The organism is Pseudomonas sp. 2957 (genome assembly GCF_031456345.1).
GTDB classification, from domain to species: Bacteria; Pseudomonadota; Gammaproteobacteria; order Pseudomonadales; family Pseudomonadaceae; genus Aquipseudomonas; species Aquipseudomonas siliginis.
On the sequence record NZ_JAVDUL010000002.1, the window covers coordinates 403,091 to 428,907 of the forward strand.

At 58.4% G+C, this 25,817-nt stretch carries 20 protein-coding genes; 7 read left to right on the top strand and 13 right to left on the bottom strand.

The genetic code is table 11. From position 1 onward, the window contains the following. Positions 1 to 369: 369 nt before the first annotated feature. The 7 genes from gspF to gspG all read right to left on the bottom strand — a co-directional run bounded on the left by gspF (position 370) and on the right by gspG (position 10,311). Positions 370 to 1,578: a type II secretion system inner membrane protein GspF gene (gene gspF / locus J2Y39_RS07395; protein WP_217848986.1), complete on the bottom strand. Its 1,209-nt coding sequence runs from the start codon at positions 1,576 to 1,578 to the stop codon at positions 370 to 372. Beyond that, a complete protein-coding gene (gspE, locus tag J2Y39_RS07400; RefSeq protein ID WP_252876416.1) occupies positions 1,578 to 2,984 on the bottom strand; it encodes a type II secretion system ATPase GspE in 1,407 nt (468 codons plus the stop codon). Before gspE ends, gspF begins: the two co-directional genes overlap by 1 nt. 1,851 nt (positions 2,985 to 4,835) lie before the next feature. Next, a complete protein-coding gene (gspD, locus tag J2Y39_RS07405) occupies positions 4,836 to 7,229 on the bottom strand; it encodes a type II secretion system secretin GspD (RefSeq protein ID WP_310216345.1) in 2,394 nt (797 codons plus the stop codon). Beyond that, complete coding sequence (gene gspM, locus J2Y39_RS07410) at positions 7,226 to 7,774, bottom strand: type II secretion system protein GspM (protein ID WP_122659978.1); 549 nt, start codon at positions 7,772 to 7,774, stop codon at positions 7,226 to 7,228. The genes gspD and gspM overlap by 4 nt, the downstream gene beginning before the upstream one ends. Next, positions 7,767 to 8,888 carry a type II secretion system protein GspL gene (gene gspL / locus J2Y39_RS07415; protein WP_310216351.1) on the bottom strand — a complete coding sequence of 374 codons (1,122 nt, stop codon included), beginning with the start codon at positions 8,886 to 8,888 and terminating at the stop codon, positions 7,767 to 7,769. Before gspL ends, gspM begins: the two co-directional genes overlap by 8 nt. Further along, complete coding sequence (gene gspK / locus J2Y39_RS07420) at positions 8,885 to 9,805, bottom strand: type II secretion system minor pseudopilin GspK (RefSeq protein ID WP_310216353.1); 921 nt, start codon at positions 9,803 to 9,805, stop codon at positions 8,885 to 8,887. The genes gspL and gspK overlap by 4 nt, the downstream gene beginning before the upstream one ends. A 47-nt stretch (positions 9,806 to 9,852) precedes the next feature. After that, the gene (gene gspG / locus J2Y39_RS07425) at positions 9,853 to 10,311 is read right to left on the bottom strand and encodes a type II secretion system major pseudopilin GspG (RefSeq protein WP_042606813.1); all 459 of its coding nucleotides are present in this window, start codon (positions 10,309 to 10,311) and stop codon (positions 9,853 to 9,855) included. Between the two features lie 148 nt (positions 10,312 to 10,459). Between gspG and gspI the strand changes: the two genes are divergently transcribed. From gspI to J2Y39_RS07440, 3 genes are all read left to right on the top strand, one after another. Then, the gene (gene gspI, locus J2Y39_RS07430) at positions 10,460 to 10,834 is read left to right on the top strand and encodes a type II secretion system minor pseudopilin GspI (RefSeq protein ID WP_310216356.1); all 375 of its coding nucleotides are present in this window, start codon (positions 10,460 to 10,462) and stop codon (positions 10,832 to 10,834) included. Between the two features lie 271 nt (positions 10,835 to 11,105). Further along, positions 11,106 to 11,837, top strand: coding sequence for a hypothetical protein (locus J2Y39_RS07435; protein WP_310216359.1), 732 nt, complete (start codon positions 11,106 to 11,108; stop codon positions 11,835 to 11,837). Between the two features lie 38 nt (positions 11,838 to 11,875). Beyond that, positions 11,876 to 12,115, top strand: coding sequence for a hypothetical protein (locus J2Y39_RS07440; RefSeq protein ID WP_130901124.1), 240 nt, complete (start codon positions 11,876 to 11,878; stop codon positions 12,113 to 12,115). A gap of 71 nt (positions 12,116 to 12,186) precedes the next feature. On the opposite strand, the gene J2Y39_RS07445 is transcribed toward J2Y39_RS07440, so the two are convergent. Next, positions 12,187 to 12,546: a DUF6124 family protein gene (locus J2Y39_RS07445; protein ID WP_130901123.1), complete on the bottom strand. Its 360-nt coding sequence runs from the start codon at positions 12,544 to 12,546 to the stop codon at positions 12,187 to 12,189. 1,298 nt (positions 12,547 to 13,844) lie between these two features. Here J2Y39_RS07445 and J2Y39_RS07450 point away from each other — a divergent pair. Continuing rightward, the gene (locus J2Y39_RS07450) at positions 13,845 to 14,318 is read left to right on the top strand and encodes a hypothetical protein (RefSeq protein WP_310216363.1); all 474 of its coding nucleotides are present in this window, start codon (positions 13,845 to 13,847) and stop codon (positions 14,316 to 14,318) included. A gap of 205 nt (positions 14,319 to 14,523) precedes the next feature. Continuing rightward, positions 14,524 to 14,913, top strand: a complete 390-nt coding sequence (locus tag J2Y39_RS07455) for a hypothetical protein (protein WP_122704087.1) — start codon at positions 14,524 to 14,526, stop codon at positions 14,911 to 14,913. Between the two features lie 157 nt (positions 14,914 to 15,070). On the opposite strand, the gene J2Y39_RS07460 is transcribed toward J2Y39_RS07455, so the two are convergent. From J2Y39_RS07460 to J2Y39_RS07475, 4 genes are all read right to left on the bottom strand, one after another. Continuing rightward, positions 15,071 to 15,430 (bottom strand): DUF6124 family protein, encoded by a 360-nt coding sequence (locus J2Y39_RS07460; protein WP_122750513.1) that lies wholly within the window; start codon positions 15,428 to 15,430, stop codon positions 15,071 to 15,073. A gap of 507 nt (positions 15,431 to 15,937) precedes the next feature. Then, positions 15,938 to 20,722: a DUF3320 domain-containing protein gene (locus J2Y39_RS07465; protein ID WP_150740972.1), complete on the bottom strand. Its 4,785-nt coding sequence runs from the start codon at positions 20,720 to 20,722 to the stop codon at positions 15,938 to 15,940. A 1,015-nt stretch (positions 20,723 to 21,737) separates the two neighbouring features. Beyond that, the gene (locus tag J2Y39_RS07470; RefSeq protein ID WP_150740973.1) at positions 21,738 to 22,616 is read right to left on the bottom strand and encodes a hypothetical protein; all 879 of its coding nucleotides are present in this window, start codon (positions 22,614 to 22,616) and stop codon (positions 21,738 to 21,740) included. 300 nt (positions 22,617 to 22,916) lie between these two features. After that, positions 22,917 to 23,369, bottom strand: coding sequence for a type II secretion system protein N (locus J2Y39_RS07475; RefSeq protein ID WP_310216370.1), 453 nt, complete (start codon positions 23,367 to 23,369; stop codon positions 22,917 to 22,919). Between the two features lie 120 nt (positions 23,370 to 23,489). On the opposite strand from J2Y39_RS07475, the gene J2Y39_RS07480 reads away from it, so the two are divergent. Together J2Y39_RS07480 and J2Y39_RS07485 are read left to right on the top strand one after the other, a co-directional pair. Then, entirely contained in the window at positions 23,490 to 23,936 is a 447-nt protein-coding gene (locus J2Y39_RS07480) for a GspH/FimT family pseudopilin (protein WP_123442308.1), read from the top strand. Next, the gene (locus J2Y39_RS07485; protein ID WP_310216374.1) at positions 23,933 to 24,541 is read left to right on the top strand and encodes a prepilin-type N-terminal cleavage/methylation domain-containing protein; all 609 of its coding nucleotides are present in this window, start codon (positions 23,933 to 23,935) and stop codon (positions 24,539 to 24,541) included. Before J2Y39_RS07480 ends, J2Y39_RS07485 begins: the two co-directional genes overlap by 4 nt. 322 nt (positions 24,542 to 24,863) lie before the next feature. Here J2Y39_RS07485 and J2Y39_RS07490 read toward each other — a convergent pair whose 3' ends face one another. Then, entirely contained in the window at positions 24,864 to 25,802 is a 939-nt protein-coding gene (locus tag J2Y39_RS07490) for a DUF4880 domain-containing protein (protein ID WP_310216377.1), read from the bottom strand. Between the last annotated feature and the right edge of the window lie 15 nt (positions 25,803 to 25,817).

Below are 25,817 nucleotides of genomic sequence, written 5' to 3' on the forward strand. Positions count from 1 at the left end.
CACCGCAGTGGAGCCGCAGGGAGAAATTCGCAGCTTCCGGTGACAGATAAAGGAAAAAACCTCGGGAGCTGCGCGGGGATTTTGGTGCGGATTTCTCGGGTGTTTGCGGTGGGTTGCGGCGCGTCTAGATCGGGGGTTTGGCTGAATCGGGCTGGAGCCGTTGGCGGGTGGTTGCAGATGACAGAATGGAGAACCCGAGGATGGCGGATCGGGACTCGGGTGAGGGTCAGGCCGGTGTAAAATATTTGAGTTTTGTGTTGTCGGGACTGGCGCTTTCGCGAGCAGGCTCGCTCCCACAGTTGAAATGCGTTCCTCCTGTGGGAGCGAGCCTGCTCGCGAAGAGGCCGGCCCGGCCAAACTCAAACCCAGCTACTGCACCAACTGATTGATCTCAATAATCGGCAACAACACCGCCATCACAATCACCAGAACCACCCCGCCCATCACCACAATCATCAGCGGCTCGAGCAGCGCGGTCATGCCCATCGCCCGTCGTTCAATGTCCCGGGAAAGCGTCTGCGCCGCGCGCTCGAGCATCGGTGGCAGCGAACCGGTTTTCTCGCCGCTGGCGATCAGGTGAATCAGCACCGGCGGAAACACATTCTCCACCCGCAGCGCGGCGGCGAGGTTGACGCCTTCGCGCACCTTTGCCGTGGCCTCGCTGACGCTCAGGCTCAAGCGGTCGTTGGACAAGGTCTGCCGCGCTGCTTCCAGCGCACGCAACAACGGCACCCCGGCGCCGCCGAGAATTGCCAGGGTCGAGGCGAATCGCGCGGTGTTCAGGCCGAGAATGAAACGCCCGAACAGCGGCAACTTCAGAACCCGGTGATGCCAGCTCAAGCGCGCCGCCGGATTGCGCAAATACAGACGCCAGCTCCAGAACGCCCCGGCCATCAGCGCCGCACACAACCAGCCCCAGGCGCGAATGAAATCACTGGCGGTGAGCATCGCCAGGGTCAACCCGGGCAAATCCTGCCGCGCCTGAGAAAACGCGCTGACCACCTGCGGTACCACGTAGCTGAGCAGGAAAATCACAATGCCGATCGACACCAGCCCGACCACGCCCGGATAGATGAACGCGGTAAGAATCTTGCCGCGCAGGTTGTTGCGTTCCTCGATGTAATCGGCCAGCCGTTCCATCACCTGCGCCAGATCGCCGGACTCTTCGCCAGCGGCAATCAGCGCGCGGTAAATCTCGGGAAAATCCCGTGGCCGCGACGCCAGCGATTCCGCCAGACGCATGCCGCTGCGCACATCGGCGCGCACGGCGCTAAGGGTCTGGGCGATGTGCTTTTTCTCGGCCTGCTCGACCGTGGCGCTCAGCGCTGCTTCGAGCGGAAGACTGGCGCCGAGCAGGCTCGCCAGTTGCCGCGTGGCCCAGGCGAGGTCGTTGTCGGAGAGTCTGGCGCTGAACAAACCGCCGCCGTGTCGGGCGACGTTGCTTTCCTCGTGCACCGACAGCGCCGTCAGGCCACGCCCGCGCAAGGCACTGAACGCCGCGCTCTGGCTGTCCGCCTCAAGGTGCCCGGACTCGATTTTCCCGGTGGCATCCGCCGCTTCAAAGCGATAGCGATTCATCAGGCGTCCCGTGTCACACGAAGGATTTCTTCCGGCGCGGTGGCACCGCTGCGAATCCAGCGCTCACCGTCCTCACGCAGGCTGAACATCCCCGCTTTCGACGCCGCCGCGCGCAGGGCCTGCTCCCCTGCTCCTTGGTGAATCAGCGTGCGGATGTTGTCGTCGATGCAGAACAATTCGTGGATGCCGGTGCGGCCGCTGTAACCGGTGTGATTGCACGCCGCGCAACCGACCGGACGCCAGGTGCCGGGCGTCGCCGGGTCTTCCTGTTTGCACTGATTGCACAGGCGTCGCACCAGGCGCTGCGCAAGCACGCCGAGCATGGATGACGCGAGCAAGAACGGCTCAACGCCCATATCGATCAGGCGATTGACCGCCGACACCGCGTCGTTGGTGTGCAGCGTCGCCAGCACCAGATGCCCGGTGAGCGAGGCCTGCACGGCGATTTGCGCGGTCTCGAGATCGCGGATCTCGCCGATCATGATGATGTCCGGGTCTTGCCGCAGAATCGCCCGCAGCGCGAGGGCAAAGGTCATGTCGATCTTGGCGTTGACCTGAATCTGGCTGATCCCCGGCAAATCGTATTCCACCGGATCTTCCACGGTGAGGATGTTGCTGGTGCTCGCATCCAGCCGCGCCAGCGCCGCGTAGAGGCTGGTGGTTTTGCCGCTGCCGGTCGGCCCGGTGACCAGCACGATGCCGTGGGGCTGGCGAATCAAATGGTCGAGTTTGGCCAACACCTGCGCATCCATGCCCAAGGTTTCCAGATGCAAGCGCCCGGCCTGTTTGTCGAGCAGGCGCATCACCACGCGCTCGCCGTGGCCGGTGGGCACCGTCGACACACGAATATCGATCGGCCGCCCCGCTACGCGCAAGGCAATGCGACCGTCCTGCGGCAAGCGTTTTTCGGCGATGTCGAGCTGAGCCATGATCTTGATCCGCGACACCAGCGCACCGTGCAACGCCTTGCGCGGCGAGACCACGTCGCGCAGAGTGCCGTCGACGCGGTAGCGCACCACCGAATGGGTTTCGAACGGTTCGATATGAATGTCGCTGGCCTCATCGCGCGCGGCCTGGGTGAGCAAGGCGTTGATCATGCGAATCACCGGCGCGCCGTCCTGGGTGTCGAGCAGGTCGGTGATTTCCGGCATGTCCTGCATCAGCCGATCGAGGTCGACTTCGTTTTCAGCGGCGCCGACCACCGCCGCCGCACTGCCGGTATCGGCGTAAGCGCTGGCGAGCAGCCCGTCGAGCTCGTCATCACGCACCCGCTCGACCTGCGTCGCGCCGAACTGCCGACGCACTTCGCTGATCGACCAGCCGGGCGTCGATGGGCACACCGTCAACACGCCATCGCGCAAAAGAATCCGCTGCGCCTTGGCCCAGGCATACGGCAACACACTCATCGCCCACCCTCCCCAGAATCCACCGTGGTAATGGGATCCCTTGTGGCAATGAGATCCCCTGTGGCAATGGGAACCTCTGTGGCGAGGGGATTTATCCCCGTTGGGCTGCGAAGCAGACCCAAAACCTGAGAACCAGTTTCTCCAGGCAAATCGCGTGTACCGGTTTTACGACTGCTGCGCAGCCGAGCGGGGATGAATCCCCTCGCCACAGTCATCATTCCAGTCAAAACTGGGTGCTCCCTTCAATCGATACCGTGGCAATGGGATCCTCTGTGGCAATGAGATTCTCTGGGGCAATGCGATCCTCTGAGGCAATGCGATCCCCTGTGGCGAGGGGATTTATCCCCGTTGGGCTGCGCAGCAGACCCAAACCTTGAGAACCAGTTTCTCCAGGCAAATCGCGTGTACCGGTTTTACGACTGCTGCGCAGCCGAGCGGGGATAAATCCCCTCACCACAGTCATCATCTCAGTCAAAACCGGGTGCTCCCTTCAATCGGTGCCGTGGCAATGGGAGCCTCTGAGGCAATGCGATCCTCAGTGGCAATGAGATCCCCTGTGGCGAGGGGATTTATCCCCGTTGGACTGCGAAGCAGACCCAAACCTTGAGAATCGGTTTCTCCAGGCAAATCGCGTGTACCGGTTTTACGACTGCTGCGCAGCCGAGCGGGGATGAATCCCCTCGCCACAGTCATCATCTCAGTCAAAACCGGGTGCTCCCTTCGATCGGTACCGTGGCAATGGGATCCTCAGTGACAATGCGATCTTCTGTGGCAATTAGATTCTCTGGGGCAATGCGATTCCCTGTGGCGAGGGGATTTATCCCCGTTGGGCTGCGAAGCAGACCCAAACCTTGAAAACCAGTTTCTACAGGCAAATCGCGTGTACCGGTGTTACGACTGCCGCGCAGCCGAGCGGGGATAAATCCCCTCGCCACCGTCATCCTCTCAGTCAAAACCGGGTGCTCCCTTCGATCGGTACCGTGGCAATGGGATCCTCTGGGGCAATGAGCCCCCCTGTGGCGAGGGGATTTATCCCCGTTGGGCTGCGAAGCAGACCCAAAACCTGAGAACCAGTTTCTCCAGGCAAATCGCGTGTGCCGGTTTCACGACTGCTGCGCAGCCGAGCGGGGATAAATCCCCTCACCACAGTCATCATCTCAGTCAAAACCGGGTGCTCCCTTCAATCGGTACCGTGGCAATGGGATCCCTTGTGGCAATGGGATCCTCTGGGGCAATGCGATCCCCTGTGGCGAGGGGATTTATCCCCGTTGGGCTGCGCAGCAGACCCAAACCTTGAGAATCGGTTTCTCCAGGCAAATCGCGTGTGCCCGGTTTACGACTGCTGCGCAGCCGAGCGGGGATAAATCCCCTCGCCACCGTCATCCTCTCAGTCAAAACCGGGTGCTCCCTTCAATCGAAACCGTGGCAATGGGATCCCTTGTGGCAATGGGATCCTCTGGGGCAATGAAATCCTCTGGGGCAATGAGCCCTCCTGTGGCGAGGGGATTTATCCCCGTTGGGCTGCGCAGCAGACCCAAACCTTGAGAACCGGTTTCTACAGACAAATCGCGAGCACCGGTTTTACGACTGCTGCGCAGCCGAGCGGGGATGAATCCCCTCGCCACCGTCATCCTCTCAGTCAAAACCGGGTGCTCCCTTCAATCGGTACCGTGGCAATGGGAGCCCTTGTGGCAATGCGATCCCCTGTGGCGAGGGGATTTATCCCCGTTGGGCTGCGCAGCAGACCCAAACCTTGAGAACCGGTTTCTACAGGCAAATCCCGTATACCGGTTTTACGACTGCTGCGCAGCCGAGCGGGGATAAATCCCCTTACCACAGTCATCATCTCAGTCAAAACCGGGTGCTCCCTTCAATAGGTACGGCTTTGATCGTGGCGCGTGGGCCTGATGTCGGCCCCGGCCCCGCCCCCGGCGCTGGCACGCCTTGCGCAGCGCTCGGCAATTGCGGCGCCTGCATGTCGGGCATCGCCCAGCTGCGTTCCGGTTGCAAGCCGCCCTGGGCGCGGCGCATGAAGTCGTAGCGGTTGAGGGTGATGCTGCGCCCCGCTTCGCTGTCGCGGATGATGTACGGGCGCAGGAACACCATGAGGTTGGTCTTGGTGATCGCCCGGCGTTCGTTGCGAAACAGCGCGCCGATGCCCGGTAGGCTGCCCAGCCACGGCACCGCATCATTGCTCTGGCTGTAGCCGTCCTGAAGCAATCCGCCGAGGACCATGATCTGCCCATCGTCGAGCAGAATGCTGGTGTCGATCGCCCGTTTGTTGGTGACGATGCCCGCCGCGGTCACGCTGTTGGACGCGCGCTCATCGATGCTGCTGACTTCCTGATAGATATCCAGCTTCACCGTGCCGCCCTCGGAAATCTGCGGGCGCACGTTGAGCTTGAGGCCGACCTCTTCGCGGGTCACGGTCTGGAACGGGTTGTTGCTGGTGCCCCCGCCGCCGGTGACGTAGCTGCCGCTGACAAACGGGATGGTCTGGCCGACAAAAATGCTCGCCGCTTCGTTGTCCAGGGTCAGCAGGTTCGGTGTCGACAGCACGTTGGTGCCGCCCTTGCTCTTCAACGCTCGGGCCAGCACTTTCAGGTCGAGAATCTTGCCGATGCCGCGAATGTCGACGGTGCCGTTGACGTAGCCGAGGTTCAAACCCTGCGGCAGTACGTCGATGCTGTTCTTCGCTCCCGTATTGAGACCCGCGCCACCCAGATTGGCGCCACCGATCACGCCCTTGCCGCCAAGATTGCCGGTCTGCCATTGCACACCGAATTCGCTGGCATCGTCCTCGCCAACCTCGACGATCAGGCTCTCGATCACCACCTGCGCACGGCGCTGATCCAGCAAATCGATAACCTCACGCAGATTGCGATACAGCGGTTCCGGCGCGGAAATCAGCAGCGTGTTGGTGGTGGCATCGGCCTGAATCGTCACCCCGCCGGCGCTGAAGGCAACGTTCTGTTCGCTGCTCTGCGTACCGCCACTGCTGCTGCCGCCACCACTGCCCTGCGCATAGCTGCCGCCGCTTGCGCCGCTGCCAGTCGTCGTTGAAGTGCCAGTGCTCGGCGTGCTGCTCTGGCCGTTCTGCCCGGCATTGCCGCCGGTGCTGCTGCCCATCGCGCTGAGTACCGACCGCGCCGCGTCGCTGCTGCCGCTGTCACTCTCGCCGGTGAGCAAACCGCGCAAGGCCTGCGCCAGTTTCGCCGCTTGGGCGTTGCGCAGATAAACTACGTGCAGATTGCTCGGATTGCTCTGCGCGTTGTCGAGTTTGTAGATCAGGTTGCGCGCCAGCTCGGTGCGCTCGGGGCTGCCGGCGCGGATGATGATGGTATTGGAACGTGGGTCGCCAATCACGGCGATTTTCTGCGTCGGATCATTGCCCGGCGCGTCGAGCAAGTCGGCCACCATCGGCGCGATATCGGCGGCGATGCCGTTCTGGATCTGCACCACATCGGTGTCGATCGCGCTCGGCGTGTCGATGCTCTCGATCAACTGCGCAACGCGGGTGAGGTTCTCGGCGTAATCGGTGATGACCACGGTGTTGTTGCCGGGGTAGGCATTGATCGGATTGTTCGGCGAGACAATCGGGCGCAGCACCGGGATCAGGTTCACCGCGTTCTCGTATTGCAGACGAAACGTGCGCGTGAGCATGCCGTTGCCGGCCGGTTTGTCGGCGCTGTAGATCGGCCCGCCGAGCAGTTTGGCGTCGGCCTCGGGAACCACCTGCGCCACGCCGCCGACATCGACCACGCTGAAGCCTTGCATGCGCAACGCCGCGAGCAGCATGTCGTAGGCCTGACGGGCCGGCACCTGACCTTCCGAGACCAAGGTCAGATTGCCCTTGACCCGTGGATCGACGAGAAACTGCTGTCCGGTGGCCCGCGACAATGCACGCACCACCGCCTGAATATCCGCCTCGACAAAATTCAGCGTCACCGGTTGCTCGCCCAACGGATTGCGCGGGATCGCATTGCTCGGCGCAACACCAGCACTGCGCCCACGCTGACTGATGTTGTGCAACTGCTTGGGCACCGGTCGCGCCTGGGCCTGCGCCCGCTCGCGATCGGCCACCGCATCGCCGCTGCGCTGGGTGTTGGCCAGCGGCCGCCCGAGTTCGCTGTCGACCAACAGCGGCGGCTGATTCTGCGGGGCCGTGGTGCTGTTGCACGCGCTCAATGCCATCAGCAACAACGGCAGCGCCAGACGTGCCGGTTTGCAGCGTGACTCCTTCATGAAGCTTCCTTAGCGCCCTGCGCCTGATCCATGCGAACGGTGCCTGACAATGTGCCGGCGGTGACATCGGTCGAGGTTTCGTTTGCGCGTTGCAACTGCGCCTCGACCACCTGCAGAGAAAGTTGTGACGGCTGGCTGAGCAGCCAGTCGAGCAGCGCATCGGCCGGCGCGGCGTCGACATTCAACTGCCACGCGCCGCCCTCCGCCGCTTGTAATTGGTAATGCCCGGCGAGCCCCGCCGCTTGCAGACTTTGCTCCAGCGACTGGCCAACGCTTTGACCCTGCGGCCGCACGTTGACGCTGCGCAACAGCACTTCCAGCGCCTCGGTTTGCGCGCGCAACTTGGGCGTTTCGCTCTGCCAAAAAGTGATCGTGGCCAACGGCGGCTTGACCAGAGTCAGCCAGATCAGCAGACCGACAAGCACCAGCGCCATGCCGCCGGCCATGCGTTTCTCACGCAGCGCCAACGGCTGCCAACGCGCCTGCAACTGGCTGCTGAAGCGCTGCCAGCGCGCACGGTAAATCGCCAGCGTCGCCCTACTCATCGTCTGCTCCGCTGTCGTCGTCTTCGTTGGTGTTTGCGCTGGATTCATCGCTCGGGCGCAGCGTCCAGCCAGCGTCATCGGCAGTGACGCTGATGCCGGCCTGGGCCAAGGTGCTTTGCCAGTCCTTGTCGCTACCGCCACGGTTTGCATCGCTGAGCAACGCCAGCTGCAAGGCGCCGTCGCGGTAACTCAGGCGCTCGACACTGCCGGCCATGAACGGCATGCCGGTGCCTGCCTGCAACACCAGCCGATTGAAGTTCTGCGCCGGGTCATCGACCGCGCCTTTTTGCCGCTGCTCGATTTGCTGACGCGCCTGTTGCAGCGGGTTGAGAATCACCGGCAATTCGGGGAAGGCCTGCTTCACCCGCTGGCTCATCTGCGCCTTGAGCTGCTGGCCCTGCCGCGCTTCGCGAGTTGCGTACAGATTCAGGCCGACCACCCAAACGGCCACGGCCAAAGCCACACACCCGACAGCGCGACCCCAACCGCGCTGCTCGCCGCCGGTTTGCTGCAGACCACCGTGCAAACCCCAACCGGGCAATGGTCCGATCCAGCGTTGTGTCGCGTCAGCTGCGAACGATGCCTCATCAACTTCGTCACCGAGCAACGGCTCAACCTGCGCACTGTTCAAACTCTCGCGCCGGAGCAAATGCCCGTCCGCCACACAAGCGACAACACCGGGCGCCACTGGCAGGCTATACGGCGCCGGATACAAACCGCGCAAACTCAAACCCGCCTGCTTGAGCACCGCAGCCAGACGCTGCAAATGCTGCCGCGAGACCCAGGCGATTTGCACCTGCCCACTCGCATCGCGAGGGCTGTGGCCGATATGCATCTGGCTGCTGTCGCCGAGCATCAACGCCTGTGCCGCACACTGCACAGCGGCCGCCGTTTTGTTCGCGGGCAGCGGCGGCAGATCAATGCTGGCGAGCAGACTGTCGGCCGGATGCAGAAAGCACAGCAGCGGTGGTTGCTTCGGCCGTTGCCCCAACTGACTCAGCGTAAGCCGTTCCACACGACTGACCTGCCCCTGACGATCCAGCCAGGCGCAACTCACTTCGCTGTGCAACTCCAGCTCCGCCAATGGCGGCAACCCGACGCGCAACTGGCTCATGCGCCCACCCGCGACCAGATCACCTGCGGCAGCCGATCCTCGCTGCGGTGCAGCAAAGCGTCGAGGCTGACCCGGCGCTGATCACGCCGCGCTTCACCGCGCAAACGAAACCAGTCACTGGTGATGCCAACTTTGACGCTGCTCATTTCCAGCTGCGGCATGCGCAAACGGTTCACGAAATCGCCGCGATTGATAAACCAGCGCCCGGCGTCACGCTCGGCAATCAACGCCGTCGCCCGCTCCAGCGAAAGCCCCGGCACATACGCCGCCAGCACCTGCGCCGTAGCGGTATTGCCGTTGATCCACGTCGTCGCCGGAATCACCGTCACGTACGGCGCCAGTTGGCCGATCAGCGCATCGGTCAAGCCTTCGACGCTGCGCAAATCATCCAGCGTGCGCAGCATCGGCACCTTCGGCGGTGGCGGTTTGTGATTGGCATCCGGCGACGTCGCGCGGCCGCTGTCGAAACCGGCTTTGCCCGTCGCACCAATCTGCGCATTCAGCAGATGCGGATACCCGGCAATCACCCGCTGACGAATGCGCTGCCCGACAACGGCGCTCACACCAATCAGCTCGCACAAACGCCCAAACGCCTGCACCTGCGCCGCATCGATCCGCTCGTTGGCCACCAGATTGCGCAGGTTGAACTTGCCCTGCTCGTCCTCCAGCCGCCCGGCAAAACCCGCCGCCAGCAACGGCTGCGCCCAAGGCTGATCACGCCGGGTCAACGGATCACGCAGGCGCGCATCCCAGAGCAACTGCCGGCTGATCTCCAGACCACCCTGCGCGACCCAACGCCCCTGCACCCGCTGCTGATCGGCCTCCAGCGCCCGGGTCGCCACGCTCTGGCGCGTCAACATCCCCGCCGCAATCACCGCCACCACGGCGGCAATCAACAACGCGCTGATAATCGCCATGCCCCGTTGCTTCGCCCCATTGAGCGAACCTGTGTTCACGGCCGGCCTTACAACTGCCAGGAACCGATATCGGCATTCACGCCATCGCCGTCCGGCTGGCCATCGGCGCCGAGGGAAAAGATATCCACCTCACCATTCGCGCCCGGGTTGAGGTACTGATAAGGCCGGCCCCACGGGTCATTCGGCAAACGCTCCAGATACGAACGCCAGTTGCTGTTTTTCGCATCCGCCGGCCGCTCGACCAACACCTTCAGCCCCTGATTCATGCTCGGATACGTGCCGTGATCGAGGCGATACAACTTCAACGCCTGCATCAACCCACCAATATCCTGCTTCGCCGCCGTCGCCCGCGCCTGATCCGGCCGGTCGAGCACCTTGGGCACCACCATCGCCGCCAGAATCCCCAGAATCACCACCACCACCATGATCTCGATCAAGGTAAAACCCTGCTGGCTCCGCGGCATGCGCGGCGACTGACTGAGCGTTTTCAAAGGTGCGATATCCATCTCGACATTCCCTGGCTTGACCTGATTTCGACGCGCAGTGTTGCAAGAAGATATGTCAGGGATGTTGAAAAACCTCGGGTGTTTCCGTCGTCAAGCCGTCAAGGACGGGGGTTAGCGTCGAGGGCTGGGTTTTGCTTTTGGGCCATGTATGCGCGCGCGAACGCGAGAGGAAGGATTCACCCTAATTGAAGTGCTTGTGGCACTGGCGATCATCGCCGTCGCCATGTCCGCCGCCGTGCGTGTGGCGGGGTTGATGACGCAGAGCAGTGGGGTTTTAAGGGATCGGTCGGTGGCGATGATTGCCGCGCAGAGCCGGATGGCTGAGCTACGGCTGGAAGGTCGATTGCCGAATGGGGTGAAGTCCACAGAGTGTGATCAAGGGCGACTGATGTTGCGCTGTGAACAGGTGATCGCCAGCGCAGAGAATGGGCGACTGCTCAAGGTTGGAATTCAAGTATTCGACCGCAACCAGGATGCCCCGCCATTGGCCAGGTTGGAAACCTTACTGACCCGCCCACCGTAGGAGCTGCCGAAGGCTGCGATCTTTTGATCTTCCCTCCCGCAACAAACACAAATCCCCCTGTGGGAGCGAGCCTGCTCGCGAATGCGCAGTATCAGGCACCGAAATGGTCACATGTGCCACCGCCAGCCTTGCCGGCCAGGTTCCACAAATTTCAGCGCCCCATGACCGTATCCAATCCGGCTTCAAAATCCGGTCGCTAGTATTCAAAAATAATGATGTGATTACGGTTGAGCCAAAAGTGTTGGCCTGAGCAAACAAACTAAGGATGGCAATGAGCAAATCTACAGTCCGTTTTGCACCATGGGTCGGCGCCCATTACGAGCGCGGCATCCACGGTCTACGCATTCTCGTGGTCTGCGAATCTCACTATGGCGCCAAAGAACATGAACGCCCGACAGCCACACCCGAGGTATTGAAGGCCCTGGCCTTGGGTCAGAAACACCCTCAAGCGACAGCTAAGCTTCGGCAACATGCACATTTCACCAAAATCATGGCTTCTATCCTGAATGCCAGGAAGCACTTTTCCAAAGCAGATAGGAGTGATTTTTGGCATAGCATTGCCTACTACAACTTCATCCAAGAGTTTTTACCCGGCATCCGCAAAGCGCCATCGGCCGCAGCTTGGGAGAAAGGCAAGCAATCGTTTACTGAAGTCTTGGAGGTGCTGGCACCAGAGTTGATCGTCTGCTTCAGCAAACGAAACAGAGGTCGAGTTACCGCGCTAGCGGGCGGTATACCTGTGGCAGTTGTTAATCACCCGTCTTCGCAGTTTGCTTACTCCAAAGTCAATCCCGTAATCGCTGAACAGATCGAGCAGGCATTGGCGCGCAAGGCGCAACTAGCAGATTTCGCCAGTACCAGCGTTCTGTATTCACGTTGGTGCGAGGCCACAGCTTCCGCCTTGCCTACACCGGGAAAACATCTTTCGGGTTCGGACAAACTTGAGCTAATTGCGAAGCGCAGGGAATCGATGGCTGCGGTCGACGAAGCTGCACTGGCGTAGATCAGCGCCATAAAAGCAGGGGAAAACGAGCTATGAGCATGAAACATGAACTTTGGTTGGAGCCTGATGGTTGTCAGACTTTCTGCCTGGCGGGAATTCACGGTGATGACGCGCGCAGTCTACTTTCACCAAACTCCCAGCTGATCTGGACAGTCGAAGCGGACAGTTACTTCGAGGCGATGACCAAATACTATTCCTTCATGGACTGGGGTGAATACCGGACAGACTTTCCCGAGCATGATCAGATGTCCTACGCAGAACACGGATGGGATGAGTAACGGGGCCGCGAGATAGGATCGCGAAGGCGCCAGCACGACAAATCGCCTATCTGGCGCCCCCGCACATCACATCACCCCGCCACCTCCAAATTATCCATCACCCGATTTACCGCCAGCTCCCCCAACATGATCAACTGCGCAACCCCCAACAACGCCCGCCGCTGCGGCGCCGGCAACAGACTGGAAATGTCCTGGGCAATCGTCTTCGCCGAAGCAAGCGTTTCACTCGCATCAGCCAGCAATTCTTCATTCTTGGTATCCGCAGTCACCGCATACATCCCACGCGCCTTGCGTGGCTGAGGCAGGAGATTGTTTGGCGACAGGTAATGATCGAGCGCACGGTCAGCGGCTTCGTGGAGTTTGTTGGAATCGAGGGATTCGTAGGGAGACGTGGGATCGGTTTCGGGCGGGTTGGGTGTTGGTTTGATCATGGTGAAGCTCCTTGATTATTGGAGCCGCCACGTTTCGCTGCGAAACGAAGAGAGGTGGCAGCTGTACGCAGGTTCGCAGACCGGGAATCAAGGAACCCGGCATACCCGAAGGTATCCCGCGCACAGCCGCCATAAAGCATCACTGCCAAAAATGACAACGAACTGGAGCGCTGTGCGCCTTGATTGACCCGGGCTGCGAAACCCGATCGCTGATTCGTCAGCGACCGCACCACAATAGAACCCGCCCCTAAGGCGCACAAGCCGGCGGATTCTGGCGTAGCTGTAGGCAAAGGCGCAAGGATATGTAGCCTAGGAGCGTGACTGGAGATGTCTTTTTAACGTTGGTGTTTATTGATTGCCCTTCCTTATCGTCCTGCCCTATGACTCGTTTCGGACAGCAGCGCGGAACAGAGCCGCCTATCGATTTCGATGCGCAGCGATTAGCACGGCTTCATCTCGTTACTAGTCGCAAACCTGGCATGTGAGGACGCGATACCGTCGCTACCTGAACCGTCTACCAAGACTTCACATGCTATTGCATGGAGGCAAGCATCCCCACGTGTTCACATACTCCCAGAGGAGACGACGCTCCAGGTATTTGATATATGCCGTCGTATACGGCTCCCCGAGAGCCACTGGGCAGGCTGATACCCAAAGATGGCCGGGCGTTGCGTCCGGCATATTCCGTTTAAAAGTGTGCCCACCTGAGTGACCGGGCTTCCCGTTGAAAGCGGAGGTATTAAACTCCCAAAGGCGACGGCCGAGGGTGCGCTGCGACGTCTCACCTATGTAGATGATCGCTTCATGATGCGCTCGATAACTGTCGGGCTTTGTATCGCTACAAGCGATGAAATACACCCCCGGCGAATCCTTTCCCGGCACCTCTCCACGATTCTCCCAAGAACGCCACTCGCAAAACCCCACTTCACCGTGCATGTTGATTCCTTTGTTTGAAAAAATACCCGACCTGCCATCCAAAACCGCCAACCCATCAGCTTGTAGGCCCATTTAGACTGTCAGTTCTAAATAGATCCGTCTTCTTTCCTGTCCACATATTCCTAAAGAAATGGTCACCCTGAGATCCCAAAGCAACCCCGCTCGCCGCAAACGCGCTGCTGTTCCGTCTGGCCCTCTGATGTCCCGCGACTGAATTACCGGAAGTGGTCAGGATGACTATGCTGTTGACTCAGCTAGCTGAAAAAAATAGTCGGACGATACCGATGTCGAGGTTGATCCATAGGACGCACAACACCGATCTGACATCAAATCAACCTGTTAAATAAAGCAACGGAGTGCAGATGAAAGTCATCGCTTTTTTAGCCATATATTTTGCAGGTGGGGTTGCCCTGTTTCCCTTTCTCGACCTCATGCGTCCCGTAGGTGATCTCCTCGACCATTTCTATTCACAAATTTTCCTGGGGTCCGGCGCTGATGTAGCACAACGACTGAGCCTGAGCTTTATCTACGCAAGTCTGTTTCATTTGGTGTGGTCGGCTTTATTTTCCGAATCTGCTAAAAGATGGGCATCCACGGTTAGCGTCAGAGACGTGTGCTATCTAGCTTTTCAGTGTCTGAGTTTTTTTTCCATCAGCCTAATAAGCCTCGGATTGGTTGGAATAACCAGCCAACACGTTCCCCGTACGGACTTTCATCAATATTTCACTTTTTTGGTGATCTGCATGCTTCTGGGTCTGTGGGCGTGGTCGCTCAAGGATTTTTTGGTGGCAGCCTTTTATTGCACCGGAAGAAGAATCACAGGAACCACTAAATAAAAGCAGGCAATAATCCAAGGCAGTTTTACTAAGCTGGATTCATGGCAGTTTCAATTTTCAATGGCTAAGCGCTATGGCCGAAAGCAACCAACAAGGGAGGCAAGACTTTCCCGAAGGGGTGTCACCGAGAGTCATCGTCCCCCGGAACCTCATATCCAGTATCCGAAATTTTTGTCGAGCTAAAATCCGCCGTATGAACTGTCAAATGAAGGCTTCGATCCTCGTATTTATCGCACTTTATTCCATGGGTTTCAGCGCAGCGTTTGCCGATGACTCACAGGCGTCAAACGACAAGCGCGGGCCAGCAGGCATAATCGTCGGAGAGCGTTTAGCTGCGGCCAAGTCCAAACTGGTCAAACAAGGATGGAAACCAACGCGAACGCACACCACCGACGGTTATGAATACAGTGGCATGGAGAAGGAGCTGGCTACACGCAACTACTTCGAACTGGACACCTGCTCGTTTGATAGCTCGCGCTGCATCTTGTACTACTCGAAGAAAGGCGCTTGCCTGCGCGTCGATACGATAGGTGAGCAGTTCAGTGACATGACAGTCACGCGATGGAACCGTGAATGTCCTGAAGCGCCTCAATAAACGCACGAAGACAACGTGGTAATAATCGATTGCTCCCACAGATTTCAGGATCGTAGACAATACCTGCAATCAGCATGAAACCCTGTGGGAGCGAGCTTGCTCGCGAAAGCGCCAGAATGAGCACCCGATCAATCACCAGGTGATCCGGACACCCGCATCAACCCGGCAACTCCAAATTATCCAGCGCCCGATTCACCGCCAGCTCCCCCAACATGATCAGTTGAGCAACCCCCAACAACGCCCGCCGCTGCGGCGCTGGCAGCAAACTGGAAATGTCCTGAGCAATCGTCTTCGCCGAAGCCAGCGTTTCACTCGCATCGGCCAGCAGTTCTTCATTCTTGGTATCCGCCGTCACCGCATACATGCCACGCGACTTGCGCGGCGGAGGCAGGAGATTGTTTGGCGACAGGTAATGATCGAGCGCGCGGTCAGCGGCTTCGTGGAGTTTGTTGGAATCGAGGGATTCGTAGGGAGACGTGGGATCGGTTTCGGGTGGGTTGGGTGTTGGTTTGATCATGGTGAAGCTCCATTTTTATACCTGGTGGAACCACCAAAACCTGTCGCTAAACAAGTAAGGGTGGCAGCTGTGCGCGGGTTAGCGAACCGAGAGGTATAAGACCCGGCAGACCCGAAGGTCTCCCACGCACAGCCACCATAGCGTCATCGCAAACGTCTGCGACAAACTGGAGCGTCGTTGAACTTATACCTGGTCGGGTCGCTAAACCCGGTCGCTGGATTGCCAGCGACCCATAGACGATATAGATCAGGTACAAAGCCCACAAGCCGGCGGATTCTGGCGTAGCTGTAGGCAAAGGCGCAAGGATATGTAGCCTGAGAGCGTGACTGGAAATGTCTTTTTAAACATCGGGTTTATCTAGACATCGTTGCGCCACGTCTTCCCAATAAAGACATTCCATCCCTGATCTCTTCAGCTGCCATTTATGCGTGATAACGAAGGCCGCTCTCGGTTAAAAGCGGCGAGCCTCGGATTCGCTGGATGGTCGATTTAAAGCTTGAATGGCGACTACGAAAGCAAGGGCGAATCAAGGGTCACCATCCCACCTACCAACTTCAAACGCCCGGTGTTGACCAGAAGAATAATCCTTTGGTCAATCATCCCGGTTATCTTCGTGGTTGCCCGTCCAAAGCCCAGAAGCGTCAGCGCTCCCGAAATTGCTTCTTCACGACTCATCGAGAATCCAAGGGTGACGGTATCTACTAGTGCCTGATCAAGTTCTTCCGGGGCGACCCACTCCACCTTACGTTCCGAAGATTCAAAATGAGCCCGGCTACGGATAGGAATAGTCGTGTTTTCAATTGAATATATGAAGCCACCTCGCCCATGGAATAACCGGTGCTGCACGCCAAGTCGAATTGCCTGTTCGACAGCGCTAGTGATCCTCGAGCCTGCCCGTGTCACACCGAATGCATCCATGAGTCGGCGGGTGACTTCAGTGGTGTGCACCGGAGATTCGACCTCGACCACAGTACAAATCATCTGCATCAAGTGCTCTGGCTTTTCCTGATGTAGTTCGTTCAACGAGGCTACGGGTGCGAGTCGAGCTTTCACGTATTGCCTAGTTGCGCTTGGCATAGTTTCAACGGCCGGGACGTCCCGAAAGATCTCATGCTTCGGTTCTGGCACCACTTGGGGAAGCGCTTGCCGCCCCTCGGCGATCCTCGCGCGAGCCGCTTCGATCGCTGCGACGACACGTATGATTTCCTGCTGAGGATTGCGAAACCAATCCGTGCTCCAAATCCTGTGAAAATTCCAGCCCAGCCCCTCCAGCACACCTTGGCGCAGGCGATCACGATCACGCGCCGATCGTGAGCTGTGATAAGCGGCTCCATCACATTCGATCGCCAGGACATACCGCCCCGGATACTCGGGATCCTTAACGGCAATATCGATGAAGTAACCTGCGGTTCCTACTTGAGGCTCCACCACATAGTCTCGGTCTCGCAGCGCCTCGATCACTTCCAGCTCGAATGGTGAGTCCGCTGCTTTGCCGGTCTCACATGCGACTTCGAGCTCGCCCGTCTCAGCATATTTCAGGAAGTTCTTCAGCGCCCTGACGCCTTGCGGAGCGTTGGAGTCGAGTTCAAGTTCTTCGGCCTTGAAGTTGCTGAATACGCGCATAGCCAGTTTGGCCCGTGTGATCAGAACGTTGAGACGGCGATGGCCGCCTTCGCGGTTTACCGGACCAAATTCCTTAGCAATGCGGCCGGACTCGTTACGCCCGTAGCCGATGCTGATAAATATCTTGTCACGCTCATCGCCCTGTATGTTCTCGAGGTTTTTGACGAAAAATGGCTCACTTCCTTGGGCGGTAAAGAACGCTTCGGCTTCCGGGGTTTGACGACGCAATAATTCGATTTCCACCTGAATCAGATCACGCTGCGCAACGCTGAAGGCAGCTACTCCCAGCGATAAATCGGGCGTGCGAATCGCGTGTTCCATGACCGCGGTCGCGACAGCCTTGGCTTCCCCCTTGTTCGTGCGGGTACGACCACGGTCATAGATTGCATCGGGCAGGTAGTCAAAGCTGATGCCCGTTGCATCGGGATGTTGTCCCGCTGATGGAAAAACCACCAATTTGCTGTCGTAAAACTCGACATTAGAGACCGCGATCAACGACTCGTGCCGGCTCCTATAGTGCCAGCGTAAATAGCGCTCCTGGCTACCGGCGGCCTTGAACATGCTCAGGATACTTTCAACGTCGGCAGTGGCGCCCTCTTCGTCTTCCATCTCGACCTCTCGACTGAAGAAGTCGGTAGGTGGCATCTGGCGGGTGTCCCCCACAACCACGACTTGCTTGCCGCGCATGATTGCACCAAATGCATCGACGGCTTTCACTTGGGAGGCTTCGTCGAACACCACCACGTCGAACTCGACTTTGCCCGGTGGGAGGAAGTTGGCGATCGACATGGGGCTCATCATGAACACCGGTTTAATTTGCTGGATCGCTCGCCCCGCTTTCTCGATCATCTGCCGGATGGGCATATGGCGGCGCTTCTTGTTCAGCTCTCCTCGCAGCACAGCCATCTCACCGGGCTGGTTGATATTGGGCATTTCCTCCCACGCCTGCTTAGCGAGGGAGGTCTGAGCGTGATTGAGGGAGGCAAGATCAAGCGACTTGAAACGCGCGATCTGGTGCTCATGCTTGATTCTGTCGAACTGCTGGAGCGCCGGATTATGGGCGTAAACCGATTGGACCAAGCCTGCGTACCAAGAGAGATCGAGAATAGCGGTCAGGTTTTCGTGCTGGTCGCTCTTGATGGCGATGCTAAGCAGCTCGCCCAAATTGGCAGTGAGCATCTGGCCCGCGAGCACGTTGAATCGCGACATTTGATAGAGCGCGGTGAGGTTGCTCTGCCATTCCTGAAGGCGCGCCTCTAGTGTAGCCAGAGAGAGTTTTCTAACATCAGCTTTAGCGTTCTCCTCCTGCAGGCCAGTAACTTCCAGCGAATCACGAATCGCTTTGTCCAGTCCGCTGACATGCCGCTCTACATCAGCGACTGCATCGCCCAATCCCGTGGCATCGGCGTGACCGGCCAAGAATGCAATGATGCCCTGAGGGATCTGCCCCTGTCCCAAGTCATCATGCAGTTGAATCACCCAAGCACTTAAGCGCTCAAGCACGGGCCAATCGGTCTTCTGGCGTTGCCACTGGGCGCCAAAAAGCGCACTACCCAAGCCTTCGTGCTGGTCGTAAATCTTCTTGTTTTGCTGATAGGTCAAGACGGCATCAACCAGCTCGAGCATGCCTGTGTTGCTTTTCGGCAATACCTCGCGGACAAGTCCTTGCAATCGGGTACGCGACGCTCGGAAGCGCCCCGAAAAAACTCTCCACCATTTCTCACCGTAAGCTTGCAGGCTCTGGCGGACCTCCAGAAGATCTTGTTCCCAAGCCGCATCGATCAACTGTTTGTCGAACTGATCGCGACAGGCAGACATCTTCTCGCCCGACTCGAGTAATTCACGAATGGAATCGCGACGCGACTGCCACTCACCCGTGGAAATTTTGATGCCCTCAAGTCGCGGAGCTTCCGCCGCCCGGCGCGCGGCTCGGCAGATAACATCAACGTCTGCCAAAGTAGCCGGCTCGGTTAGCATCAATCGCTCGGACAGCGCGCTAGTCGCGGATTGCAAGGCATGGAGGTGAGAGATCGCCAACTGCAAAGCATCATTGGCATTGCTTTGTTCGATCGGAGAGAAAAAAGTCCGCTGGCTGCCCCAGAACGGGCTGCGATCTGGTCGCCCCATTGCGTTGAGGTGGAGCACTAGTTCTTCGACCAGCTCTCGTAGCTTTTGCTGTTGGGTGAAGGTCCAGCCTGCCATTGGCCCAAACGGGATCAAAGGAAGCTCCGGATAAACTCGCTTCAACTTTAGGTAGCGACCAAGCACATCGAGAAAGGGCAAGCCGCTCGCCCCGGCCGACGCACTGACGGCTTCGCAGTAGTTATTAAGGGAATCCTGCAGCTCTTTCAGGCTTGCGAGATCTCCCTCTACGCCTTTGGTCAGTGGCCGCCCTTGGCTTAGGGTTCGCCCCAATTCCTTGAGTACGGACTGCTTGGTGGATTTGTGGGAATGCAGCTCAAGTACCGCGTCGCCGAGATGGCTCTCATCCAGGCGGCGCTTCACCACCTCCAAAGCCGCCATCTTCTCGGCCACGAACAATACCTTTTTCTTCTGACCAATCAGCTCGGCGATGATGTTGGTAATTGTCTGGGACTTGCCGGTACCGGGTGGCCCCTGGATGACTAAGTTGGAGCCTTCGCGCACTTCCAGGATTGCTTCGGTCTGGCTGCTATCGGCGTCCTTCACGAAACGGACTTCACCCGGATTGATCACCGAGTCGATATTCAAGTCCTCGGGATAGGCCGCGCGCAGATCGCCGAATCCCGCGCCCAATAAGCGCTTCATCACCGGGTTGGCATCGGGTTGTTTGTCTTCTGGCCAGCTTTTCGGATCGAGATCTTTGAACATCAGGAACTTGCCGAACGAGAAAAAGCCCAGTGCAATCTCGTTGCTGGCAACCTTCCATCGCGATTGTTTACTGACTACAGCAGCAACATCGCTAAAAAAACGCTCCAGACTTTCGTCGTCCGTATCGAAGGTTTCCTCGTCGACCGCACAAGAACTCAGGTCTAGCCCAAAGTCGGTCTTGAGCTTGGCGACCAGAGATAAGTTCGGCATGAGCTCGTCACCGGAGTACCTCAGTTTGAACGCATCTTTGGCCCCACTGCGTTCGAGGGTGACGGGTAGCAAGATTAAAGGCGCCTTCCGCAGGTTCTCAGAGCTGTCAGCCTCGTACCAATGCAGGAAACCAAGGGACAGGAACAGCGTATTGACGCCCTGCTCTTCGATAAAGCCTTTGGCCTCGGTATGGATTTTCAGTAGCTGGAGGAAAAGCCGATCATCTTCGATGGCGGTCTGCAAACGCGTATCGAGGTGACGTCGAGGCTTGCCAGTTTCAATCTCGCCTGCGTCGCCAGCAGTGGTAGCCCAGTCCAGGCTATCGAGCTCATACAGCAACTCTTCATCACCGGGGCTATCGCTAGCATCCTCCCCCTCCTCGGCCGACTTGGAGGCCTTCACCAACTCCGCCAGCGCTTTGCGAGCCATCGGCGCAAAAGTCATGGCTTTGTCCTGGCGATAGAGGATTTTGAAAACCTCTTCGGACCGCTCGTCGACCACCATAAGGGTCTTGGCGGTCTTGCGAAAATTGAGCATGTTGTTGCGAAGCCCGATATCCAGAAGCTCTTTGCGACTGCTCTGTAGCTTCTGGCCGATCACTGCACTCATAAGGAACCCTGCTATCTGAATTTACAAATCGACGGCTTTGATCGTGTCCACCGCTTGGGAGAAACCCAGTGAAAAGCGGCCGAAATATGACCTAAGCGGGGAAAACTCATCGGATATAAAGATTGCTGAGCTTAGCTTGCTACGCTGACAAGGATCAGGAAAAGGAATGCAGGCGGGTGAGCCGGTCGAGTAATCACTCTTGAGCGCCTTTCCTTGGAAGTCGAATACTTAATATCCTTTTGCCAGCAACATATCCGCAGCATGAATATAGGTAAAGAAATAAGTGATCCCCGGTCATCGCCTTTAGCTTGGTGTAGGTGCTTCAAGATCACTCGTTCCCTTAGTTCATCGAGGAACGAGTGATGCGGGAGTCGTTCTGCAGGGCTGGTAAGCAGACTTGATTCAGCGACCGAGGGTGACGGTTACGAGGAACAAGGCGAATTTCCGAAGTAGATCGTTAAAGGGGCCAGACATCCTTTGCGCAGTCCCGCCAATTTCATTCAGAACCCCTTGCCGGCAGCCAGCTGTATGCGTCAAAGTCAATCGAAAACGAGGTACCGGCACCCTCAATAGCGGGTAAACGCGGCGCCACAAGTTCAGCTTACGGCTGAATGATGGTGACAGTCTTCTGCGGTTCTTCAGCGATAAAGCCGGTGTTGAGTTAAGAGCCTCGAATCAGTAGTTGCTTTGGACGGGGCGCATCCGAGAACGACTGCTTATTGCAGATGAAAAAAAGCGATGAAGGGGTCTGATTTATTTTCGAGAAAATAAATCAGCCTCCTTTTCTTCAAAGACTTTCGACCCTTAGCAGCCGCTCCTAGATTTAGATTTTAATGAAATGAGACGGGCACAGCGGCTGCGTCCGTCCACATCTAGAGAAGGCCTGAAACTCCACGGCGAACGGAGTGAGGAAGTCCGTGATTAGCTTGCTTGCACGAAAAAAGGGGACAGATTTATTTTCCCCGCCCCCTTCTGAAAATAGATCTGTCCCCATTTGTCACTAGTCAGTACTGACTTAGTCTTGTCCCAGTGCTCTTTTCTTCGCCAACTGACGATACTCCTCTTGGAGTGCTCTGGGCACTTTTAAAAGCTTAGCGATATCATCTATCAGATCAGGGTCCAGCCACAGAGGCGCATTGCTCATGTGCATATGATTTCTACGACTTACTTTCTTGCGAGTGCTAGTACTGAACATTAGATTTTTCCAGACCAGTGCCGATCTAGCGGGGTCATTCTTGTCCACTAGCATCTTTTCCAGACGCCCCCCATTTAGGTCGCCTGCTCGGGGAGCAGTTAGTTCGCGCCCCTCTATCGCTCTAACGTTCTGCTCCAGCACTGCGCGGGACGGCTCATCTGCATAGTGAATGACATCTAAGGGCTGGCAATATTGCCGAATCCGCCAGACCATCTGATCCAAATTATGCAGCTCATGGCCCATCACGCCAGCGTGACTCAGAAAATATCTATCTGAATCCCACTCAGCGATTGCTTCAAACACCCCCTTCTGTTGAGGAGTAAGAGGAATAACAAACCCAAGTTCTGTTTCTATCAGCGTCATGGCTTTCGATATGTCGTGCCCGATATTTAGGGCGCTGACCCGGTGAAGGGTAAGGATGCCCTTCAGGTATTTTTCCAAGGCCTGCTCCGCTGACCACAAAAACTGAGGAACAAGTCGATGTTTAGCTGCAAGGCGAGCGGCAACGTAATCGCCATCACCTGTGTCTCTCAGGCACCGAATAATCGCGAAGTTGACCTTGGCGTGCTTGGTTGGAGGCCTGTATCCGGAGTTATCCATTTCTCTTCTGAGCCTCGAATTGAAAAGAATCATAGTCCCAAGTCCTGCGGCATGACGATAGTCCTCGGTCATCAAGTGACCGTAGGCAATGATAGTCAAGTATTCTTGCGTCACCTTATCCATAACGCGGTGTTAAATATTTCTGAACTCAAGGAATGAGTCAGTGCTTCCACTGGAATTCGGAGCTGAATTGCCAAAGATCCCACAAGGGCATCGGATTTTAGATTGAGGCTTGGAACGAAAGCTAGTTTGGACACAGCCTCACATCGGAGGCTGTGTTTCGGCGATTGAATGATTGGGCGAACGTCTGCTTCTGGTCGGTCGATAGCGGACAAACCCACTTGTTGGTTTTTAGGTAAAGCAACACCAAGATCTCGGCGTTGTCCCTATTTCCCCACTCTAGAATTCAGGCCGCGTCAGCCTCGGCAAAACCACCCCCTCCCCCAACCTCTCCACTCCCAACCTCTCCACTCCCAACCTCACCCTCTCCCCACCCCGCTCAATCACCACCCCATCCCCCTCAACCCCCACCAACTTCACCCCAACCCCAACCTTCTCCCCCACCAAAAAACTCCTCGGCGCGCCATCGTTCAAACTCAATATCGCCACCGTCCCGCTCCCGCCCGCGATCACCCCGCTCACCTTGATATCCATCGGCGCCGTTTGATTGGAAAACCACTGCAACGCCGGGCTATCGCTCCTCGCCGCGAGCACTTGCGGGGCGGCTGCGGGTGTGTGGGATTCCGCCGTGGTCAGCAGCAGCGACGACCACGTCGCGACGCCAACCAGGGCGGCGAGCAGTGCCAGGGCCTGGACGGTTTGCGCCGGGGTAATCCGTGCGGTGAATTTCATGGGTTGTCGCTCCTTGTTGTCCCTGTTGCCAGCCTACGCGGCAATTCTCTCCGTTTTATTTCACATGCCTTACATGTTCGCCGGGCACGATGGGGTGGGACGCCAAGGAGCGCGTGGGTGATGAGCAGGCAGCAGGGTTTTACGTTGATCGAGTTGATGGTGGTGCTGGTGATTATTGGCATTGCCAGTGCGGCGATCAGTTTGAGTATCAGGCCTGATCCGTTGCAGTTGTTGCGCAAGGATGCCGAGCGGGTTGCGCAGTTGTTGCAGGTGGCGCAGGCGGAGGCTCGCGCGGATGGGCGGCCGATTGTGTGGGTGACGGATGCCAAGGGGTTTCGGTTTGGGCGGCGTGGGGATGATGGCCTGGGGTTTGAGTCGTTCAAGGAGGATGCGCAGTTGCGCCCGCGTGCGTGGCAGAGCCCGAAGGTCGAGGTGCGTGTAGAGCCCCGGCAGACGGTGGTGCTGAATGCCGAGTGGATCAATCCGCCGTTGCGGCTGATTTTGTCGGATGGGGCCAATCGGCTGAGTGTGCTGCGCGATGGCAGTGGGCGGATCAGTATTCAATGAAGACTCAGCAAGGGTTCACTCTGATTGAGGTGATGGTCGCGATTCTGCTGATGGCGGTGGTGAGTCTGATTGCCTGGCGCGGGCTGGACAGTGTGACGCGGGCAGACAGTCATTTGCAGGCGAGCAGTGAGCAGAGCGATGGGTTGTTGCGGGTGTTGAATCAGTTGCAGCGCGATGTGGACATGCGCGCGGGGGTGGAGTTGAGCGAGCCGCGCAAGGTCGGGGCTGAGGATGAGGCGCCGACCGCGCCGCCAGCGGTGACGGTGCGCAGTAGCGACAGCAAGGGGTTTCGGCTGGACATTATTCGTAGCGCGGCGGATCAGCCGGGGGCGTTGCAGCGGGTGCGCTGGTGGGTCAAGGGGGATACGTTGTATCGCGCGGTGGCTGAGGCGCGCAGTCGCTATCCGTTGCCCGGGCCTGGGAATGGGGTTGCAGTGTTGAGTGAGGTGAGTGATGTGCAGGTGCGGGTTTGGGAGATCGATAAAGGCTGGCGGCAGTTGAGCGGGAATCGGCGGGAGGATCCGTTGGGGTTGGAGATTAGTTTGAGTCGGCAGACGGCGCAGGGGGTTGAGCGGTATCGGCAGGTGATTGGGTTGTTGCAATAGCTGGGGTCACCGCAGTTTTTTTTGTAGGAGTGAGCCTGCTCGCGATTGCGGTGGGTCAGTCAATATTGTTGTCACTGGTAGACCGTTTTCGCGAGCAGGCTCGCTCCCACAATTGGGTTGGGGGCGGTCAGTTGCAGGTTGGTTGGCTGTTAGGCCGTCATCGCTGGCAAGCCAGCTCCCACAGGGGTCGAGTGCGACCGGAAGATATTGGTCAGTTGGGCAACCGCTTTCGCGAGCAGGCTCGCTCCCACAGAAAGCAAAAGCAAGATCAGAAGATCGCAGCCTTCGGCAGCTCCTACATTTGGATCGCGCTGGGCTTTGGTTAGCTGAGAACGACCACGCCGCCGGGGAGTTCGGTACATTTGACGCCGTAGGCATCGCGGATCAGCAATGCGACGCCGGCGAGTTGGTCGAGGTTGAAGCGGGCCTGGACGCGGCGTTGGCCGAGTTCGCGGTTGAGCAGCAGGAGCATGCCGGGGCGGTAGCGGTTGATTTCGTCGATCATCTGGCTGAGGGTCGCGCCGTTGAACACCAGCACTTGTTGGCGCCAGTTCATCACGGCGGCGGTGTCGACGGTTTGTACGTTGCCGATTTGCCTTGCGTCGTAGGTGACTTGCTGGCCCGCTTCGAGGCGCAGATTGCGGCCGTCGATGGCGACGTCGACCGTGCCGTCGAGGCAGGTCACGCAGACTTGCTGGTCGGTGTTGCGCAGGTTGAAGCGGGCCTGGCTGGCGCGCAACCCCCCTGCTCCGGCTTGCATCGCCAGCGGCAGGCGTGCGGTTTGCACTTCGACTTCGCCGCTGACCAGTTCAAAGCCCTGCACGCCGTTTTCGACGCTGCGCTGGTTGATGCGGGTCTGGGTGTTGAGTTCGAGGCTGACGCCTTGCGCCGGTTCAACCCGGCGTTGCTGGCCGACTTCAGTGATGTAGTCAGCGCCCAGCCCTTCAAAGCCGCCGGGAATCGTGCCGCGCACCAGCAGGAATGCGGCGGATGCGGCAATCGCGCCGCCGAGAAATGCCCGTCGACCGAAACTGCGTCGGCCCTGCACGGCTTCGGCGGCCGGTTGCAGGCGATGCCATAGCAGCTTGGCTTCTTCGAAGGCCCGGGCGTGTTCGCCGCTCCGCGCGCACCATTCGCGCAGAGCGCGTGCGTCGGCGACGGTGGCGCGGCCCGAGGTCAGCAGGATCAGCCAGTCTTGGGCTTCGCTGTGCAGAGACTCGGTGGCCGAAGCCTCGGCGGGTTTCAGTCGAAAGATGTTCAAACGCGCAAATTCTCA

What these genes read in the sequence shown, in the direction of transcription:
- gspF (WP_217848986.1), bottom strand. Translation starts at nt 1,578, where the DNA reads ATGAATCGCTATCGCTTTGAAGCGGCGGATGCCACCGGGAAAATCGAG.
- gspE (WP_252876416.1), bottom strand. Translation starts at nt 2,984, where the DNA reads ATGAGTGTGTTGCCGTATGCCTGGGCCAAGGCGCAGCGGATTCTTTTG.
- gspD (WP_310216345.1), bottom strand. Translation starts at nt 7,229, where the DNA reads ATGAAGGAGTCACGCTGCAAACCGGCACGTCTGGCGCTGCCGTTGTTG.
- gspM (WP_122659978.1), bottom strand. Translation starts at nt 7,774, where the DNA reads ATGAGTAGGGCGACGCTGGCGATTTACCGTGCGCGCTGGCAGCGCTTC.
- gspL (WP_310216351.1), bottom strand. Translation starts at nt 8,888, where the DNA reads ATGAGCCAGTTGCGCGTCGGGTTGCCGCCATTGGCGGAGCTGGAGTTG.
- gspK (WP_310216353.1), bottom strand. Translation starts at nt 9,805, where the DNA reads ATGGCGATTATCAGCGCGTTGTTGATTGCCGCCGTGGTGGCGGTGATT.
- gspG (WP_042606813.1), bottom strand. Translation starts at nt 10,311, where the DNA reads ATGGATATCGCACCTTTGAAAACGCTCAGTCAGTCGCCGCGCATGCCG.
- gspI (WP_310216356.1), top strand. Translation starts at nt 10,460, where the DNA reads ATGCGCGCGCGAACGCGAGAGGAAGGATTCACCCTAATTGAAGTGCTT.
- J2Y39_RS07435 (WP_310216359.1), top strand. Translation starts at nt 11,106, where the DNA reads ATGAGCAAATCTACAGTCCGTTTTGCACCATGGGTCGGCGCCCATTAC.
- J2Y39_RS07440 (WP_130901124.1), top strand. Translation starts at nt 11,876, where the DNA reads ATGAAACATGAACTTTGGTTGGAGCCTGATGGTTGTCAGACTTTCTGC.
- J2Y39_RS07445 (WP_130901123.1), bottom strand. Translation starts at nt 12,546, where the DNA reads ATGATCAAACCAACACCCAACCCGCCCGAAACCGATCCCACGTCTCCC.
- J2Y39_RS07450 (WP_310216363.1), top strand. Translation starts at nt 13,845, where the DNA reads ATGAAAGTCATCGCTTTTTTAGCCATATATTTTGCAGGTGGGGTTGCC.
- J2Y39_RS07455 (WP_122704087.1), top strand. Translation starts at nt 14,524, where the DNA reads ATGAAGGCTTCGATCCTCGTATTTATCGCACTTTATTCCATGGGTTTC.
- J2Y39_RS07460 (WP_122750513.1), bottom strand. Translation starts at nt 15,430, where the DNA reads ATGATCAAACCAACACCCAACCCACCCGAAACCGATCCCACGTCTCCC.
- J2Y39_RS07465 (WP_150740972.1), bottom strand. Translation starts at nt 20,722, where the DNA reads ATGAGTGCAGTGATCGGCCAGAAGCTACAGAGCAGTCGCAAAGAGCTT.
- J2Y39_RS07475 (WP_310216370.1), bottom strand. Translation starts at nt 23,369, where the DNA reads ATGAAATTCACCGCACGGATTACCCCGGCGCAAACCGTCCAGGCCCTG.
- J2Y39_RS07480 (WP_123442308.1), top strand. Translation starts at nt 23,490, where the DNA reads ATGAGCAGGCAGCAGGGTTTTACGTTGATCGAGTTGATGGTGGTGCTG.
- J2Y39_RS07485 (WP_310216374.1), top strand. Translation starts at nt 23,933, where the DNA reads ATGAAGACTCAGCAAGGGTTCACTCTGATTGAGGTGATGGTCGCGATT.